The sequence below is a fragment of the Micromonospora sp. NPDC048830 genome, from assembly GCF_043198215.1.
Lineage (GTDB): Bacteria > Actinomycetota > Actinomycetes > Mycobacteriales > Micromonosporaceae > Micromonospora.
In genome coordinates this window covers 1-17355 of the sequence record NZ_JBICUP010000076.1, presented here as the reverse complement: position 1 = coordinate 17355, position 17355 = coordinate 1, and the positions used below count along the sequence as shown (strand labels likewise).

14 protein-coding genes and 2 pseudogenes are annotated in these 17355 nt (G+C 72.8%); 13 read left to right on the top strand and 3 right to left on the bottom strand.

What is annotated here, in order from left to right:
• Nucleotides 1-110: 110 nt before the first annotated feature.
• Nucleotides 111-1928 (bottom strand): family 20 glycosylhydrolase, encoded by a 1818-nt coding sequence (locus ACGFIZ_RS32740; protein WP_393426784.1) that lies wholly within the window; start codon nt 1926-1928, stop codon nt 111-113.
• A 435-nt stretch (nt 1929-2363) separates the two neighbouring features.
• Between ACGFIZ_RS32740 and ppdK the strand changes: the two genes are divergently transcribed.
• Entirely contained in the window at nt 2364-5099 is a 2736-nt protein-coding gene (gene ppdK, locus ACGFIZ_RS32735) for a pyruvate, phosphate dikinase (RefSeq protein WP_393426778.1), read from the top strand.
• Nucleotides 5100-5215: 116 nt separating this feature from the next.
• On the opposite strand, the gene ACGFIZ_RS32730 is transcribed toward ppdK, so the two are convergent.
• Complete coding sequence (locus ACGFIZ_RS32730) at nt 5216-5719, bottom strand: roadblock/LC7 domain-containing protein (protein WP_393426775.1); 504 nt, start codon at nt 5717-5719, stop codon at nt 5216-5218.
• Nucleotides 5720-5956: 237 nt separating this feature from the next.
• On the opposite strand from ACGFIZ_RS32730, the gene ACGFIZ_RS32725 reads away from it, so the two are divergent.
• The 10 genes and pseudogenes from ACGFIZ_RS32725 (at nt 5957) to ACGFIZ_RS32680 (ending at nt 15335) form a co-directional block, all read left to right on the top strand.
• The gene (locus ACGFIZ_RS32725) at nt 5957-6307 is read left to right on the top strand and encodes a VOC family protein (RefSeq protein WP_393426772.1); all 351 of its coding nucleotides are present in this window, start codon (nt 5957-5959) and stop codon (nt 6305-6307) included.
• A 12-nt stretch (nt 6308-6319) separates the two neighbouring features.
• Entirely contained in the window at nt 6320-7603 is a 1284-nt protein-coding gene (locus tag ACGFIZ_RS32720; RefSeq protein WP_393426769.1) for a deoxyguanosinetriphosphate triphosphohydrolase, read from the top strand.
• Between the two features lie 61 nt (nt 7604-7664).
• Nucleotides 7665-8498 (top strand): siderophore-interacting protein, encoded by an 834-nt coding sequence (locus ACGFIZ_RS32715; RefSeq protein WP_393426766.1) that lies wholly within the window; start codon nt 7665-7667, stop codon nt 8496-8498.
• A 108-nt stretch (nt 8499-8606) separates the two neighbouring features.
• The gene (locus tag ACGFIZ_RS32710) at nt 8607-9581 is read left to right on the top strand and encodes an ABC transporter ATP-binding protein (RefSeq protein ID WP_393426763.1); all 975 of its coding nucleotides are present in this window, start codon (nt 8607-8609) and stop codon (nt 9579-9581) included.
• Nucleotides 9578-10429, top strand: coding sequence for an ABC transporter permease (locus tag ACGFIZ_RS32705; RefSeq protein WP_393426760.1), 852 nt, complete (start codon nt 9578-9580; stop codon nt 10427-10429). Before ACGFIZ_RS32710 ends, ACGFIZ_RS32705 begins: the two co-directional genes overlap by 4 nt.
• Nucleotides 10430-10442: 13 nt before the next feature.
• Nucleotides 10443-10691: pseudogene (locus ACGFIZ_RS32700) on the top strand (helix-turn-helix transcriptional regulator); the annotation flags it as partial.
• Between the two features lie 131 nt (nt 10692-10822).
• A complete protein-coding gene (gene dnaG, locus ACGFIZ_RS32695; protein WP_393426757.1) occupies nt 10823-12691 on the top strand; it encodes a DNA primase in 1869 nt (622 codons plus the stop codon).
• A complete protein-coding gene (locus tag ACGFIZ_RS32690) occupies nt 12691-13227 on the top strand; it encodes a hypothetical protein (RefSeq protein ID WP_393426754.1) in 537 nt (178 codons plus the stop codon). Before dnaG ends, ACGFIZ_RS32690 begins: the two co-directional genes overlap by 1 nt.
• 176 nt (nt 13228-13403) lie before the next feature.
• Nucleotides 13404-14336, top strand: coding sequence for an ABC transporter ATP-binding protein (locus ACGFIZ_RS32685; RefSeq protein ID WP_347670057.1), 933 nt, complete (start codon nt 13404-13406; stop codon nt 14334-14336).
• A 270-nt stretch (nt 14337-14606) separates the two neighbouring features.
• The gene (locus ACGFIZ_RS32680; RefSeq protein WP_393426750.1) at nt 14607-15335 is read left to right on the top strand and encodes a hypothetical protein; all 729 of its coding nucleotides are present in this window, start codon (nt 14607-14609) and stop codon (nt 15333-15335) included.
• A gap of 141 nt (nt 15336-15476) precedes the next feature.
• Here ACGFIZ_RS32680 and ACGFIZ_RS32675 read toward each other — a convergent pair whose 3' ends face one another.
• On the bottom strand, nt 15477-15689 hold the full coding sequence (locus ACGFIZ_RS32675) for a flavin reductase (protein ID WP_393426747.1): 213 nt from the start codon (nt 15687-15689) through the stop codon (nt 15477-15479).
• 450 nt (nt 15690-16139) lie between these two features.
• On the opposite strand from ACGFIZ_RS32675, the pseudogene ACGFIZ_RS32670 reads away from it, so the two are divergent.
• Both ACGFIZ_RS32670 and ACGFIZ_RS32665 read left to right on the top strand, forming a co-directional pair.
• Nucleotides 16140-16895, top strand: a pseudogene (locus ACGFIZ_RS32670) (Scr1 family TA system antitoxin-like transcriptional regulator); the annotation flags it as partial.
• Nucleotides 16896-16918: 23 nt separating this feature from the next.
• Complete coding sequence (locus tag ACGFIZ_RS32665) at nt 16919-17110, top strand: DUF397 domain-containing protein (protein WP_393426781.1); 192 nt, start codon at nt 16919-16921, stop codon at nt 17108-17110.
• Nucleotides 17111-17355: the final 245 nt, after the last annotated feature.

Here is a 17355-nt window from a genome sequence, read left to right as displayed (position 1 = left end):
CTACCTCGCCGGCCTCCACCTCCGCGCCTCGATGATCTGGATCAAGGACCTCACTCACACCACTCCTTGATCACAACTCGATACGCGCCCTAGCGGGACGAGCGGGGTGGTCAGGGGGTTGGGGTGTCGGCGGTGTCCGGGTGGGGGCGTTGGGCCGGGATGCCGCCGGTGGGGTGTTCGGGGAGCGTGGCCGGCCAGGGGATGTCCGGGGAGGGGTGGAAGGTGATGCCAGCCGTGGTCCAGCGGGGGCCGTGGGCGGCCAGCCGGTCCCGGAACGCCGGCCAGTCGTGGGCGGTCCGGGGTGACCAGGCCAGTTCGGCGACGGCGGGCAGCCGCGGCAGCAGCAGGAACTCGATGTCGGCGAGCGACGTGACGGACTCGGTCCACAGCGGGGCCTCGACGCCGAGCACCGCCTCCGCCGGCACGTCCGCCAGGTGTGCACCCGGGTCCCAGTCGTACGCCTTCGCCACGTCGATGAGGCCCGCCCAGTTGTGCCCGATGGGGGTGTCCGGGGCGTACTTCATGTCGAGGTAGGCGTGGTTGGCGGGGGAGAGGATCAGCCGGGCCCCGCGCCGGACCGCGTCGGCGACGACCGGGTCGTCCCCCTTCGTGCCCCACCACTGAAGGATCCGCCCCTCGGCGTGCTCGGCCGGGGCGATCTGGTGCCAGCCGACCACCGTCTTGCCCGTGCCGGCGACGATCTCCTGCGCCCGCCGCACGAACCCGGCGTACGCGTCGGCCCCGACCTTGAACGCCTCGTCCCCGCCGATGTGCAGGTACGGCCCGGGGGTGAGCGCGGCCACCTCGCCGAGCACGTCGGTGACGAAGGCGTACGTGCGCTCGTCGGCAGGGTCGACGTAGCTGAAGCCGACGTCCGTGCCGGTGTACGGCGGCGGCGCGACCTTGTCCGGCGCCAGCTCGGGGTACGCGGTCAGCGCGGCGTTGGTGTGGCCGGGCAGGTCGATCTCCGGGACCACGGTGACGTGCCGCCGGGCGGCGTAGGCGACGATGCGGCGGTAGTCGGCCGCCGTGTAGTACCCGCCGGGGCCGCCGCCCACCTGGGTCGCTCCACCGACGGTGGCCAGCCGGGGCCACGAGTCGACGGCGATCCGCCAGCCCTGGTCGTCGCTGAGGTGCAGGTGCAGGTGGTTGAGCTTGTACCGGGCCAGGTGGTCGACCACTCGGAGCACGTCGGGGACGGCGAAGAAGTGCCGGGCCACGTCGAACATCGCGCCCCGGTAGGCGTACCGGGGGCGGTCGACGATCACCCCGCCGGGCACGACCCAGCGCTCGGCGACCGGGGTCGGGCTCTCGATCGCCGCCGGCAGGAGTTGGCGCAGCGTCTGCACGCCGTGCAGCAGGCCGGCGGCGGTGGCGGCGCTGATGCGTACCCCCTCGGGGCGCACGTCGAGCCGGTAGCCCTCCGCGCCCAGGGCCGTGACGTCGCCCGGGGCTGCGACGTCGATCGGGGCTGCGACGTCGATCGGGGCTGCGACGTCGATCGGGGCTGCGACGTCGATCGGGGCTGCGACGTCGATCGGGGCTGCGACGCGGCTCGGGGCTGCGACGCGGCTCGGGGCCGTGGCGTCGACCGGGGCCGAGACGCCACCGCGGTCCGTGCCCCCGCCGGGGGGTGCCACCTCGGCCGCGACGCCGCCGAGGGTGAGGGTGAGACCGTCGGCCGGCCCCGGCGTGTCGGCGACGGGCAGCGGGTAGCCGGTGGCGGGGCGGAGCAGGTCGGCGAGCTGCTCCGCGACGTCCCGGGCGGCCGGGTCCGGGCTGACCCGGACGGCCGCGTCGGCGGGCAGGGTGAAGTCGGCCGACGGGTCCGGGGTGACCAGTTCGGGGGCCGGCACGACGTCGCCGAGCCGGACCGGGGCCGCGGGCGCGAGCAGGTCGCCGGCCGCGAGCGCGGCGGTCCGGGCCAGGTCGGCGGCGGCCGGCTCGTGGCCGGGGAGCCCGAGCCGGGCGGGGGGCTCCTGGCCGGGGAGCCCGAGGGCGTCGGGGGGCTCCTGGCCGGTGGCGGGCGTGGGGGGCGGGGTGGGTGGCACGGCGACGGCTCCCGGGGGTATTCGCGAGGGATATGGCAAAGGCGAGGTTCGGCGGAGGTCGGTGTCGTCAAGCGTACGAGGGCCAGCGCAAATGCGTGATCGTGCGCGTGGAAGCGGTTCCAAAAACCGGTACGGACGCGGAAAGTGGTGATGGGTGTGCCGATTGTCACCGAATGGCCCCAAGCCCCTCGATGTTCGCTTAGCCTTCGCCCACCGATCGGCGCTGACCTCGGATTACCTGTGGTCAGCCCGGGGGTATGAGGCAGCTGAACCTTCGTTAAGTGTCCAGTCCGGCGCGCGTGGGAGGCTCTGGTGGCAGCGCAAGACACGGTCGATCACAAGTACGTCTACGACTTCGCCGAGGGCAACAAGGACCTCAAGGACCTGCTCGGCGGCAAGGGGGCCAACCTGGCCGAGATGACCAACCTCGGCCTGCCGGTCCCGCCCGGCTTCACCATCACCACCGAAGCCTGCAAGGCGTACCTCGCCACCGGCCAGGAGCCGGACGGTCTGGCCGGCCAGATCCAGGCGCACCTGGAGTCGCTGGAGCGGGAGATGGGCCGCCGGCTCGGCGACCCGGGCGACCCGCTGCTGGTCTCCGTCCGCTCGGGCGCCAAGTTCTCCATGCCGGGCATGATGGAGACCGTCCTCAACGTCGGCCTCAACGACCGTAGCGTCGTCGGGCTGAGCGCGCAGGCCGGAGGCTCGGCTGACCGGGCCGCCTCCGGCGGCGCAGACCGGTTCGCCTGGGACTCCTACCGCCGGCTGATCCAGATGTTCGGCAAGACCGTGTGCGACGTGCCCGGCGAGGAGTTCGAGCAGGCCCTGGAGGACGCCAAGCGCGCCAAGGGCACGAAGAACGACCTGGACCTGGACGCGGACGACCTGCGCGCGCTGGTCGACGCGTACAAGAGGATCTTCGCGAAGCACACCGGGCGGGAGTTCCCGCAGGAGCCGCGCGAGCAGCTGGACCTGGCGATCCGGGCGGTCTTCGAGTCGTGGAACGCCGAGCGCGCGGTCGTCTACCGGCGACAGGAGCGCATCCCGGCCGACCTCGGCACGGCGGTCAACGTGGTGGCCATGGTCTTCGGCAACCTCGGCCCCGACTCCGGCACCGGCGTCGCGTTCACCCGGGACCCGGCCAGCGGCGCGCAGGGCATCTACGGCGACTACCTGGCCAACGCCCAGGGCGAGGACGTGGTCGCCGGTATCCGCAACACCGTGCCGTTGCAGGAGCTGGAGCGGATCGACAAGAAGTCCTACGACGAGCTGCTCGGGTACATGGCCCGGCTGGAGGGCCACTACAAGGACCTCTGCGACATCGAGTTCACCATCGAGCGGGGCAAGCTCTGGATGCTCCAGACGCGCGTCGGCAAGCGGACCGCGGCGGCGGCGTTCGTCATCGCCGCGCAACTCGTCGACGAGGGCCTGATCGACCTGGACGAGGCGCTGCACCGGGTCAACGGCGCCCAGCTCGCCCAGCTGATGTTCCCCCGGTTCCAGCTCGACCACGAGTTCCAGCCGGTGGCCAAGGGGGTCGGGGCGTCGCCGGGCGCCGCCTCCGGCAAGGTCGTCTTCACCTCCGCCCGCGCCGTGGAGCTGGCCGCCGAGGGCGAGGCGGTGATCCTGGTCCGCCGGGAGACCAACCCGGACGACCTCAACGGCATGATCGCGGCGCGGGGCATCCTCACCTCCCGGGGCGGCAAGACCAGCCACGCGGCGGTGGTGGCCCGGGGCATGGGCAAGACCTGCGTCGCCGGCGCCGACGAGCTGGACGTCGACGTCCCGGCGAAGAGGTTCACCGTCGGCGGGCACACGGTCGGCGAGGGCGACGTCGTCTCCATCGACGGCACCACGGGCAAGGTGTACCTCGGCGAGGTGCCGGTCACGCCGTCCGAGGTGGTGCAGTACTTCGAGGGCACCCTCGACCCCGAGCAGGCCGACGACGCGCTGGTCGAGGCCGTACACCGGATCATGACGCACGCCGACGGGCGGCGGCGGCTGGCGGTCCGCACGAACGCGGACACCGGCGCGGACGCCGCCCGGGCCCGGCGCTTCGGCGCGCAGGGCATCGGCCTGTGCCGCACGGAGCACATGTTCCTCGGCGACCGCCGGGAGCTGGTCGAGCGGCTGATCCTGGCCCGCACCGACGACGAGCGCGAGGCCGCGCTGGCGGCGCTGCTGCCGTTGCAGCGCGACGACTTCGTGGAGATCTTCCGCGAGATGGACGGGCTGCCGGTCACCGTCCGGCTGATCGACCCGCCGCTGCACGAGTTCCTGCCCCCGTTGGAGCAGCTCGCGGTCAACGTCGCGGTCGCTCAGGAGCGCGGCGAGGACGTGGCCCGGGAGGAGGCGCTGCTCGCCGCCGTCCGGCGGATGCACGAGGAGAACCCGATGCTGGGCCTGCGCGGTGTGCGGCTCGGCCTGGTGATCCCCGGCCTGTTCGCCATGCAGGTCCGGGCGATCACGGAGGCCGCGGTCCGAATCACCCGCGACGGCGGGTCGGCGTGCCCGGAGATCATGGTACCGCTGGTCGGCGCGGTGCAGGAGCTGGAGACGGTACGGGCCGAAGCTGAGAAAATCATCGATGAGGTGGTCGGGGACAGCGGCGTCGAGGTGCTGATCGGCACGATGATCGAGGTGCCGCGGGCGGCGCTGACCGCCGGGCAGATCGCCGAGGCCGCGCAGTTCTTCTCGTTCGGCACCAACGACCTGACCCAGATGGGCTGGGGCTTCTCCCGCGACGACGTCGAGGCGGCGTTCTTCTGGCGCTACCTGGAGCTGGGCATCTTCGGCATCTCGCCGTTCGAGTCCATCGACCGGGAGGGCGTGGGCCGGCTGGTGCGGATCGCCGCCGAGGAGGGGCGGGCCGCCCGGCCGGAGCTGAAGCTCGGTGTCTGCGGCGAGCACGGCGGCGACCCGGACTCCGTCCACTTCTTCCACGAGGTGGGCCTGGACTACGTGTCCTGCTCGCCGTTCCGGGTGCCGGTGGCCCGGCTGGAGGCCGGCCGGGCCGCGGTCGAGACCGCGGGCTCCGACAGCCGCTGAACGCTCCGGTGCCGGCCCTGGCGCGCGCGTCGCCAGGGCCGGCCGCCGGGTCTGAGCGGTGCGTGGGTCTGAGCCGTGTGCGGGCCGGACCGGCGCCCGGTCCCGGGGCCCGCTGGTCAGATCGGCGGGCGGCGCCAGCCGGTGGCGCGTGGGGCGTTCTGCGAGCGCCCGGGCAGGGTCGCCATCGGGGTACGCACGGCCAGCGGCGCGCGCGGGTCCGGCGGCGGCACCGTGTGCGTCCGGGTGGTGCGCTGGCGGTCGAAGACCGAGCCCGTCCGGTCGGCCACCGCCCGGGCCTCGGCGTGCAGCGTCTCCAGGTCGGTGGCGGCGGCCGTGACCAGGGTGAGCAGGGCGTGCCGGCCGGCCGGGTAGGTCACCACGGCGCCCCGGGCCGTGCGGACCACCGACTCCTGGAACTCGCCGTGCCGCACCGTGTCGGCGACCCGGTTGCCGAGGCCGAAGCTGGCCGCGGCCAGCGCCGCCAGGTGGGTGGCGTCGGTCGTCGGCAGGTCGCTGGAGATGAGCAGGCCGTCGGTGCCGGCGAGCACCGTGCCGGCGACCTCCGGTCGCCGTCGGCGCAGCCCGCGTAGCTCCGAGCCCAGCATCCGGTCAGCGTCCACAAGAGCCTCCCCGTCGTGCGATTCGCGTACGGATCCGTGATCACGTTCTGCTCTGGGAACGCTACCTCCGGCCATGGTCGCCCCGCGAGCCCGTGACGGTGGGCGATCAGTTCACAACTCTCGACTGATCGGCTGTTGCCAGGCGCCGGCACGGGAGTCGTCAAACGCGCCGCGGTGCCCGGTCGGGCGTAATCTTGGCTCGCGCGAGCCGTCGTAGCCGGGTGGAGGGTGGACCGCATGACCAGCGTCTGGGCAAGTCTGACCGTGGACGCCAGCGACCCGGCCCGGCTCGCCCGGTGGTGGGCGGAGGCCCTCGGCTACCAGGTGGTCACCGAGCGGCCGGACGAGGTGGAGATCCGGCAGTCCCCCGACCGACTCCCCGGCATCGTGTTCGTGCCGGTGCCCGACGACAAGCAGGTCAAGAACCGGCTGCACATCGACCTGCGCCCGGCCGACCTGGAGGCCGAGGTCGAGCGGCTGGTCGACATGGGCGCCCGGCACGTCGACATCGGTCAGCGCGACGTCGGGTGGACGGTGCTGGCCGACCCGGAGGGCAACGAGTTCTGCGTGCTGCGGCCGCGGGGATAGGCCGGTGGCGGGGTGAGCGGGCCCGGGTCGTCCGACGCGCGGGACGTCCCCGGGCCGGGCCGGCCCGGGTCGTCCGTCGACGAGGCGCGCTGGGTCGACGAGCCGCCCAAGGACACGGGCCACGGGCGCTCGCCGTACGAGCGGGACCGGGCCCGGGTGCTGCACTCGGCGGCGTTCCGGCGGCTCGCCGCGAAGACCCAGGTGCACACCGCCGGCACCGACGACTTCCTGCGTACCCGGCTGACCCACTCGCTGGAGGTGGCGCAGATCGCCCGGGAGATGGGCGCCCGGCTGGGCTGCGAGCCGGACGTGGTGGACACCGCCGGGCTCGCCCACGACCTCGGCCACCCGCCGTTCGGGCACAACGGCGAGGCCGCGCTGGATCTGCTCGCCGCGCCGTGCGGCGGCTTCGAGGGCAACGCGCAGACGCTGCGGGTGCTCACCCGGCTGGAGGCCAAGGTGCTCGCCCCGGGCGGCGGGTCCGCCGGGCTGAACCTGACCCGGGCGTCGCTCGACGCGACCAGCAAGTATCCCTGGCCCCGCCGGCCGGGCGAGCGCAAGTTCGGGGTGTACGCCGACGACCTGCCGGTCTTCGAGTGGCTGCGCACCGGTGCCCCGGCCGACGGGCGGCGCTGCCTGGAGGCGCAGGTGATGGACTGGGCCGACGACGTGGCGTACTCGGTGCACGACGTCGAGGACGGCATCCACGGCGGGTACGTCCGCCTCGGCCCGCTGCTGGCCGACCCGGACGAGCGGGCCGCGCTGTGCGCGGACGTGGCGGCCACCTACTCGGGGGAGTCCCCGGGCGACCTGGGCGAGGTGCTGGTGGACCTGCTGGCCGACCCGGTGCTCGCCCCGCTCGCGGCGTACGACGGCAGCCACTCCGCCCAGGCGGCGCTCAAGGCGACCACCAGCGTGCTGACCGGCCGGTTCGTCTCGACCGCGGTGGCCGCCACCCGGGAGCGCCACGGCTCCGGCCCGCTGCGCCGGTACGCCGCCGACCTGGTGGTGCCCCGCCGCGCCCGGGCGGAGTGCGCGCTGCTCAAGGGCATCGCCCTGCGCTACGTGATGCGTCGCCCCGGCGCCGTCGGCCGGTACGAGCGGCAGCGGCGGATCCTTGCCGAACTGGTCGCCGCGCTGGTGCGCCGGGCACCGGACGCGCTGGACGAGGTGTTCGCCCCGCTGTGGCGGGCCGCGCCGGACGACGCCGCCCGGCTGCGCGTGGTGATCGACCAGGTGGCCTCGCTCACCGACCCGGCCGCCGTGGCCTGGCACGACCGGCTGGCCGCGGACTGAATGCCAGGGGTGGGAAGCCCGGGGATGGGAGATCTCCCCTGGTTAGGTTAGCCTAAGTGGCATGACGGAGCGCCCGAAGAAGGTCACCGCCGCCACGGTCGTCCGGACCGAGCGGCCCACCCCGCACCTGATCCGGCTGGTGCTCGGCGGGGAGGAGCTGGCCGGCCTGCCGGTGGGCGAGTACACCGACCACTACGTCAAGCTGGTCTTTCCGCCCGCCGGGGTGGCGTACCCGCACCCGACGGACCTGGCCACCATCAAGCGCGAGTTCCCGGCCGAGCAGTGGCCACGGCTGCGGGCGTACACGGTGCGCAGGTGGGACGCGGCGGCCGGCGAGCTGACCATCGACGTGGTGCACCACGGCGACGAGGGGCTGGCCGGGCCGTGGGCCGCCGCGCTGCGTCCCGGCGACCGGGTGCTCTTCACCGGCCCCGGCGGGGCGTACGCCCCGGACCCGACCGCCGACTGGCACCTGCTGGTCGGGGACGAGAGCGCGCTGCCGGCGATCGCCGCGGCCCTGGAGCGGCTGCCCTTCGGCGCGCCGGCCAGGGTCTTCGTCGAGGTCGACGGCCCGTCCGACGAGCTGCCGCTGGCCAGCCCCGGCGCGGTCGAGCTGCGCTGGCTGCACCGGGCCGGTCGCCCGGTGGGCGAGGCGCTGGTCGAGGCGGTCCGGGCGCTGGACTTCCCGCCCGGGACGGTGCACGCCTTCGTTCACGGCGAGGCGGGCTTCGTGAAGGAGTTGCGTCGCCTGCTGCGGAGCGACCGGGCCGTGCCCCGGGAGTGGCTGTCGATCTCCGGCTACTGGCGGCGCGGCATGGACGACGAGGGCTGGCGCGCCAGCAAGCCCGACTGGAACCGCCAGGTCGAGGCGGACGAGGCCACCGCCGCCGTCTGACCCGTCCCGCCGCCGGCCCGTCCCGTCCGGGGCGGGCCTTTCCCTTGCCCGGTCATGTAGCATATCTGCTACATTCTGCCGCACAGGTGCGACGAAGGGCGGAGGGCGATGACGTCGGTGACGGAACGGGGAAGGGCCGGTGTCGACGGCCCGCCCGACGGCTCCCTGGTGCTGGACGTGCGCGACCTGCGGATGCGCTACGGCTCGGTGGACGTGCTCGACGGGGTGACGTTCCAGGCCCGCCGGGGCGAGGTGGTGGTCCTGCTCGGGCCCAACGGCGCCGGCAAGTCCACGACCATCGAGATCCTGGAGGGCTTCCGGATGCGCTCGGCCGGCGACGTCTCGGTGCTCGGGGAGGACCCGGCCCGGGGCGGCGAGGCGTGGCGGGCGCGGCTGGGCGTGGTGCTCCAGTCCTGGCGGGACCACGCGAAGTGGCGGGTGGCCGACCTGCTCACCCACCTCGGCGGGTTCTACGCCGCGTACTCGACCGACCGGGTCCGGCGGCCCTGGCCGGTGCCCGAGCTGCTGGCCGCCGTCGGGCTCGCCGGGCACGCCGGAGACCGGATCGGCCGGCTCTCCGGCGGCCAGCGCCGGCGGCTGGATGTGGCCGTGGGCATCGTCGGCCGGCCCGAACTGCTCTTCCTCGACGAGCCGACGGTCGGCTTCGACCCGGTGGCCCGCCGCGAGTTCCACGACCTGGTGCACCGCCTCGCCGACCTGGACGAGACCGCCATCCTGCTCACCACCCACGACCTCGACGAGGCGGAGAAGCTGGCCGACCGCATCCTCGTGCTGGCCGGCGGCCGGATCGTCGCCGAGGGCTCGCCCGACGAGCTGACCCGGCGGGTGGCCGGCGAGGCGGAGGTCCGGTGGACCCGCGACGGCGAGCGGTACGTGCACTCGACCGCCGACGCCACCCGCTTCGTCCGGGAGCTGTTCCGCCAGCACGGCGACGCGGTGCGGGAGCTGGAGGTGCGCCGGCCCAGCCTGGAGGACACCTACATGGCGATCGTGTACGCGCACGAGTCCGGGGCGCGGCCCGCGGAGGCCGCCCGCGCGTTCGGGAAGGGGACGGGACGATGAGCGCGAGGACCGACGCGGTCCGGGCCGGCCTGGGCCGGGGCTGGATCGAGCTGCGCAACAGCTTCACCAACGTCCAGGACCTGTGGAACTACTTCTTCCCGACCTTCGTGCTGCTGGTCGCGATGTTCTTCATGCGCGGATCCACCGTGCCGGGCACGCAGTTCTCCCTCGGCGCCCGTACGCTGCCCAGCGCGCTGGCGATGGGGCTGGCGTTCGGCGGGCTGCTCGGCCTGGCCCAGCAGCTCATCGTCGACCGGGAGGACGGCACCCTGCTGCGGGCCAAGGCCACCCCGAACGGCATGCTCGGCTACCTGATCGGCAAGATCATCATGATCTCCGCGGTGACCCTGATCGGCGTGCTCATCCAGCTCACCCCGGCGCTGTTCTTCCTCGACGGGCTCCGGGTCGCCGACGCCGGGGCGTGGCTCGTCCTCGTCGGGGTGGTGCTGCTCGGGCTGCTCGCCACCCTGCCGCTCGGGGCGGTCATCGGCTCGCTGATCGAGAACCCGCGCAACATGGGCGTGGTGGTGCTGCCGGTCATGGGGCTGGTCGCGCTCTCCGGCATCTTCTACCCGATCAACGGCTACCCGGGCTGGTTGCAGGCCGTCGCTCAGGTCTTCCCGCTCTACTGGCTAGGGTTGGGCATGCGCTCCGCCCTGCTGCCCGACGCGATGTCCGCCGTCGAGCTGGGCGGGTCGTGGCGGCACCTGGAGACGCTGGCCGTGCTCGGCGTCTGGGCGGTGCTCGGACTGCTGCTGGCCCCGGTCGTGCTGCGCCGGATGGCCCGGCGCGAGTCGGGGTCCCGGGTCGCCCTGCGCCGGGAGAAGGCGCTGCGGCGGCCGGTGTGAGAAGGTCTGGTCGATGAGTGAGACGGTCCACAACCGGATCGCCGTGCTGCGCGCCGAGCGCGGCGTGACCCGCCGGCAGCTCGCCGACGCGCTCGGCGTGCACTACCAGACCGTGGGCTACCTGGAGCGCGGCGAGTTCCGGCCCAGCCTGCACCTCGCCCTGCGGATCGCCGCCTACTTCGAGGTGCCGGTCGAGGTCGTCTTCTCGATCGAGCCGTTCCCCCGGATCGGGGAGGTGCCCGGCGGCGTCGGCCGCACCGCCCGACGGCGCGACCGCGACGGGACGGGCGTGGGGCGCGACCGCGACGGCGACGGGGCGCCCGCCACACGGCGCGCCCCCGGCGGCGGGACGTCGGTGCGGCAGGGCAGGATGTAGGGCCGAGGGGGTGGCGGATGGCTGGGCGGATCCGGGACGAGGACATCGCGCTGGTCCGCGAGCGCACCTCGATCGCCGAGGTCATCTCCGAGACGGTGACCCTGAAGTCGGCCGGCGGCGGCAATCTCAAGGGGCTGTGCCCGTTCCACGACGAGAAGAGCCCGTCGTTCAACGTCTCGCCCGCCCGTAACGTCTGGTACTGCTTCGGCTGCGGCGCCGGCGGCGACGCGATCAAGTTCCTGATGGACGCCGACCACCTCAGCTTCGTGGAGTCCGTGGAGCGGCTCGCCGCCCGCGCCGGCATCCAACTGCGGTACGTCGAGGACGACCGCGCGGCCCCGCGCGCCCGCCCCCAGCAGGGGCAGCGGCACCGCCTGGTCGCCGCGCACGCCGCCGCCGTGGAGTTCTACCGGGCGCAGCTCACCACGGCGGGCGCCCGGCCGGCCCGGGAGTTCCTGGCCCGGCGCGGCTTCGACCGGGCCGCCGCCGAGCGGTACGGCTGCGGCTTCGCCCCCGACGCGTGGGACCTGCTGACCAAGCACCTGCGCCAGCAGGGCTTCACCCACGACGAGCTGGTCACGGCGGGTCTGTCCCGGCCGTCCCGCTCGGGCACCCTGATCGACCGGTTCCGCCGCCGGCTGCTCTGGCCGATCCGGGACCTGACCGGCGACGTCATCGGCTTCGGCGCGCGCAAGCTGTTCGACGACGACGACGGCCCGAAGTACCTGAACACCCCCGAGACGCCGATCTACAAGAAGTCGCACGTCCTCTACGGCATCGACCAGGCCAAGCGGGAGATCGCCAAGCAGGGCAAGGTGGTCGTGGTCGAGGGCTACACCGACGTGATGGCCTGCCACCTCGCCGGGGTCACTACGGCCGTGGCGACCTGCGGCACCGCGTTCGGCTCGGACCACATCGGGGTGCTGCGCCGGCTCCTGCTGGACACCGACGCCGTGGCCGGCGAGATCATCTTCACGTTCGACGGGGACGCCGCCGGCCAGAAGGCCGCGCTGCGCGCCTTCGACGACGACCAGCGCTTCGTCGGGCGTACCTTCATCGCGGTCAGCCCCGACAACATGGACCCGTGCGAGCTGCGCCTGGCAAAGGGCGACCTGGCCGTACGCGACCTGGTGGCCCGCCGCGAGCCGCTGGTGGACTTCGCGCTGCGGCACGTCATCGGCCGCTACGACCTGGACACCGTCGACGGCCGGGTCGAGGCGATGCGCCGGGCCGCCCCGCTGGTCGCCAAACTCAAGGACCGGGAGAAGCGCCCGGAGTACGTCCGCAAGCTCGCCGGCGACCTGGGCATGGAGATCGAGCCCGTGCAGCGGGCCGTGCTCGCCGCCGCCAACGGCCGGCCGGCGGGGGAGGCGCCCGCCCCGGCCCGTTCCGCGCCCGCCGCGCCCGCCGCGGACAGTCCGCAGGCGCTGGTCGAGCGGGAGGCGCTGAAGCTCGCCCTCCAGGAGCCGGCGCTCGCCGGCCCGATGTTCGACGCGGTCGAGGCGCCGGAGTACCGCCACCCGGTGCACGTGGCCGTGCGGGAGGCGATCGCGGCGGCCGGCGGGGCGGCGGCCGCGGCCGGCGGCGTCGTCTGGGTCGAGGCCGTCCGCGACGCGTGCGCCGACCTCGCCGCCCAGGCCCTGGTCGGGGAGCTGTCCGTCGAGCCGCTGCGGATCGACGGCGAGCCCGACCCGAGGTACGTCTCGGTGACCATGGCCGGGTTGCAGTGGGGCTCGGTGTCCGGCCGCATCAAGGACCTCAAGTCCAAGATCCAACGGATCAACCCGGTGAGCAACAAGGACGAGTACTTCGCGCTGTTCGGGGAACTGCTCTCGCTGGAGCAGCACGCGCGGGCGCTGCGCGAGCAGGCCGCGGGAGGACTGTGATGGGACTGTTCAACCGCAGGCCGAAGCTGCCCCCGGCGGCCCGCCCGCCGCTGGCCGGCGACGAGCGGGTGCTCGCCTGGGCGGCGGCCGGCAACGGCGAGGGCGACGGGGTGATCGTCGCCAGCAACCTCGGGCTGTGGCTGCCTGGACGGGGCGAGCGGATCGGCTGGCACGACATCCTCAAGGCCGTCTGGTCCGGGCGGGAGCTGACCGTCACCCCGGCCGAGCGCGTCGCCGAGCGCGACGGCTACCTCGTGGTGGCCGACTGCCCCGCCGAGACGTACCTGCTGCTCGACCCGGGGGACCTGCCCCACCAGGTGCGCGCCCGGGTGACCCGCTCGGTGGCGTACACCGAGGCGCACCCGGTGCCCGGCGGCGCGGGGCGCGTCGCGGCGCGGCGGGTGCCGGGCGTCGACGGCCTGACCTGGACGGTCCGGTACGAGCCGGGCACCCCGGTCGACGACGAGCCGGTGCTCGCCGAGACCGCCCGCCTGGTCGCCGCGGCCCGCGCCGCGACGGCCCCGGCCGACCTCTGACGCTCTCCTTGATCGTCTGCTGTCCGGGGAGACTCCGCTCGGCGTGTCGTCTCCGTTCCCAGCAGACGATCAAGCCGGGCCGGGAAATTGGAGTGTCGTCTCCGTTCCCAGCAGACGATCAACTCGGGCCGGGAAACCCGGTGGGGAGTGTCGGTGGGGGTCGGTAGGGTCGGGCGGTGATGACGGGGCAGGCGCTGATCCGGGCGCGCGGGTTGGTGAAGCGGTTCGGCGACTTCACCGCGGTCGACGGCATCGACGTCGAGGTGCTCGCCGGCGAGGCGTTCGGCTTCCTCGGGCCCAACGGCGCCGGCAAGTCCTCCACCATGCGGATGATCGGCTGCATCTCCCCACCCAGCGGTGGCGAGCTGCGCATCCTCGGGATGGACCCGGTCCGGGACGGCCCGGCGATCCGGGCCCGCCTCGGCGTCTGCCCGCAGCTCGACAACCTCGACCCGGAGCTGACCGTCCGGGAGAACCTGACCACCTACGCCCGCTACTTCGGCATCCCGCGCCGCGTCGCCCGCCAGCGGGCCGGCGAGCTGCTCGACTTCGTCCAGCTCGCCGAGCGGGCCGACAGCAAGGTCGAGCCGCTCTCCGGCGGCATGAAGCGCCGGCTGACCATCGCCCGGGCGCTGGTCAACGAGCCCGACATCGTGCTGCTCGACGAGCCGACCACCGGGCTCGACCCGCAGGCCCGGCACCTGGTCTGGGAGCGGCTGTTCCGGCTCAAGCAGCAGGGCGTCACGCTGGTGCTCACCACCCACTACATGGACGAGGCCGAGCAGCTGTGCGACCGGCTGGTGGTGATGGACGGCGGCCGGATCGTCGCCCACGGCTCGCCCCGGGAACTGATCGAGCGGCACGCCACCCGCGAGGTGGTCGAGCTGCGCTTCGCCGGTGACTCGCAGGAGACGTTCGCCGGCAAACTGGCCGGGCTGGGCGAGCGGGTCGAGGTGCTGCCCGACCGCGTCCTGCTCTACGTGGCCGACGGCGACGCGGCGGTGGCCGAGGTCGCCGCCCTCGGCCTGAGCCCGGTCAACGTGCTGGTCCGGCGCAGCAGCCTGGAGGACGTCTTCCTGCACCTGACGGGCCGCACCCTGGTCGACTGAGAGGGTTGACCAGGTGATGGTGAGGGCGCCCTCCGGGATGTGAGGATCGTTCACTCACGCCAGTCGTGCCTGTCTGTGGGGAAACCGCTGAAGCCTTTTCCAGTCGCACCATCGGTCCGCCATGATTTGGAGCTCGTTGTTACACATTGAAGTCTCGACGAAATCATGGAGGCAAGCGTGTCTGAGCGGGTGTCCAGCCGCTACCGCAGGCGGCCGGTGCGGAGGCCCAAAGCGTCCGGTCGGCGCGTAAGCTGGGGGAAACTGGGCGCGGTGATCGCCGCCGTGGCCGGCGTGGGTACGGCCGCTGCCTTCGTGCTCTCGCTCCGCCAATACGATGAGCAGTATGAGCCGGATCTTGAAATTGCCAAGGTCACTTCGTATGTCACATATGATCTGGATGGCTATATGGTCGAAGTGGGATCCGACGAGAAAATTCCCCTCGAAAAGCGTGTCCGTGGGCCGAAGATTGATGTCACGCTTCGCAATCTCGCAGGCGGCGCTTCCATGATCACCGGCGTGGCGGCAACGGTTCGAGAGGTGCATCAACTGACACCGTGTTTGGCGACTGGCGGTCACGACATGGTATCCGCGTACTATGATCTTGAGCTTCCTGACCCTGTGCCCGCTACTCCATTCGTGCTGAAGAAGGAAGGCGTCCGCTTCCATGTCCCGCCTAACGATTACGAACGCTTCGCGTTCACCGTTGGTCGGGGCGATGATCATCCCTGGGTCGCCGTGCTGGATGTCGAGCTCACTCACGATGATGGCGAGGTGCTGCGTATGGGGCCCATTGCCGTTGTCGAGCAGGGGGCTGCCGGCAGTTTCAACCACGACGAAAAGGGAAAGTGGACGATCGACCCTCCGCGGGAGCCGGGAAGCTCCTGTCTGGAGGACAACCTCGCGATCGTCAAGAAAGTTTTGTCGACGGACGGGCTCATCGCGCCGAAGGAGTTGGTCAACCTCCAGGAGACGCTAGGTGCCATGATTCCGCGCTCCTGATCCTAATCGGTGGCAGTAGGTGATGGCGACCGTGATCGTTGACGGCTCAGCGGCATCTTCCCCGGCGTGTCGGGTAGCTGAACCGCCAACCTTCACCACCCAGTCCTCAACGGGCCCTCGCCCAGGTGAGGAAGCGGTCGGTCAGCCCCCCTCGGGTGCGGCCTGACCGTTGAGGTCGGCGAGATCGGCCCCGGCCTCGTGCATGACCGTGGCGAGGTAGATCAGCAGGCCCGTCCGGTTCTCGCGATACTCGCCGAGCAGCGCCAGCTGCGCCGGCGAGCACGGCCACGCGGCACCGCACACCCGGCAGCGCCAGGACGGGCGCGCCGCGACGTGCGGGCGGTACCGGGGCATCAGCGCGTACCCTCCTCGGTCCTGCGCGGCGCGGGGATGAACCGGCCCCCGTTCGCCCGCCACTCCTGCGCACGGGTCGGCCTCCCCGCGCGGCCGGGATCGTCGGTCGGGAACACCTCGGTCGGGGCGGTCGCCCACGCCGGGCGCTCGTTCGGCGTACGGCGGGGGAGCGGGGCGGGACGCGTCGGGCGTCGGCAGCGCCAGAACCTGAGTCGCACGGCTGAGCCTCCAATGACTGGTGGATGGGAGCGCCCCCGGACGCCGTTGTCCGTGGGGCGCCCCCGGCATGGTTCCGCCCGCCGTTCGATCCCGTGAGCGGTCCCGCTGCGTGACAGTCTGGTGAGGACGCGACTACGGTGATAGGTCGAAAGTGGCCACTACCAGCGCGTATATCGGCCCGATCCCACGCCGTACGAGGATGTATGGAGGCTGTCCGTGGAACGTTCGTCCATGCTGGAGCACTTCGCCGAGGAGTTGCGGCTGGCTCGTGCCGCCAACGGCATGTCCCAGGCGGCGCTGGCCGAGGCGCTGAGCTATTCCGCCGCGCTGGTGACGAAGGTGGAGAACTGCGAGCGCCGGCCGAGCCTCGACTTCGCGCGCCGCTGCGACATCGTGTTCACCACCGACGGGAAGTTCGAGCGCATCCAGCGGCGCATCGGCCGGGAGACCATCGTGCCGTGGTTCCGCGACTGGGCCGGCATCGAGCAGGAGGCCACGGCGCTGCGCTGGTTCGAGCCGCTGTGCGTGCCGGGCCTGCTCCAGACCGAGGGGTACGCCCGTGCGCTGCTGACCGGCGGTGGGCTGTTCGCGCCGGACGAGATCGAGCAGCAGGTGGCGACCCGGCTCGACCGCCAGGGCGTGCTCACCCGCGACCGCCCGCCGCTGCTCACCGCCGTCATCGACGAGTACGTGCTGCGCCGCCGGATCGGCGGGCCGGAGGTGATGCGCGAGCAGTTGCGGCACCTGGTGAAGCTCGGCTCGACCCTGCCCCGGGTGCGAATCCACGTCGTGCCGCTCTCCGCCGGTGCGTACCCTGGGCTCGCTGGGCACTTCGTGATCGCCACCTCCGCGCAGGGAGAGGACGTCGTCTACCTGGAGGGGCAGCGCCACGGGCAGGTGAACGACCGCGTCGACTACGTGCGGGAGATGGTCGAGGTTTGGGAGTCGATCCGGGGTGAGGCACTATCGCACCAGCAGTCCCTCGACCTGATAGCGGAGGTGGCGGAGACATGGACCCGACGGGCGCGCGGTGGCGCAAGAGCACCCGCAGCAGCGGCCAGGGTGGCGCCTGCGTGGAGGTGGCCGACAACCTTCCCGGCGTGGTGGCCGTACGCGATTCCAAGGACCCGAGCGGGCCGGTGCTGGCCTTCGGCCCCGACGCCTGGCGCGCGTTCGTCGCGCGGTTCGCGGCCCGGCCGTAGCGGCCCTCCCCGTAGCGTCGTTCCCCGCGGTCTTGCACTTGCCGCCGCGGCGAAGCGGGCTAAGGAGGCCATAACGGGGGTCATAAAGTGCAAGATCGAGCGCGGGAGCGCTGTCCCCCTGGCCTTCGCAATGGGCCGGATCGCGAAATACGGGCCTGTAGGGAGATCTGTGTAACGGATGTCAATGAAAGTCCGTTATGGCCAGTAGAAGCTGGTCGGCACAGATAGGAACAGGTTGATGGCTA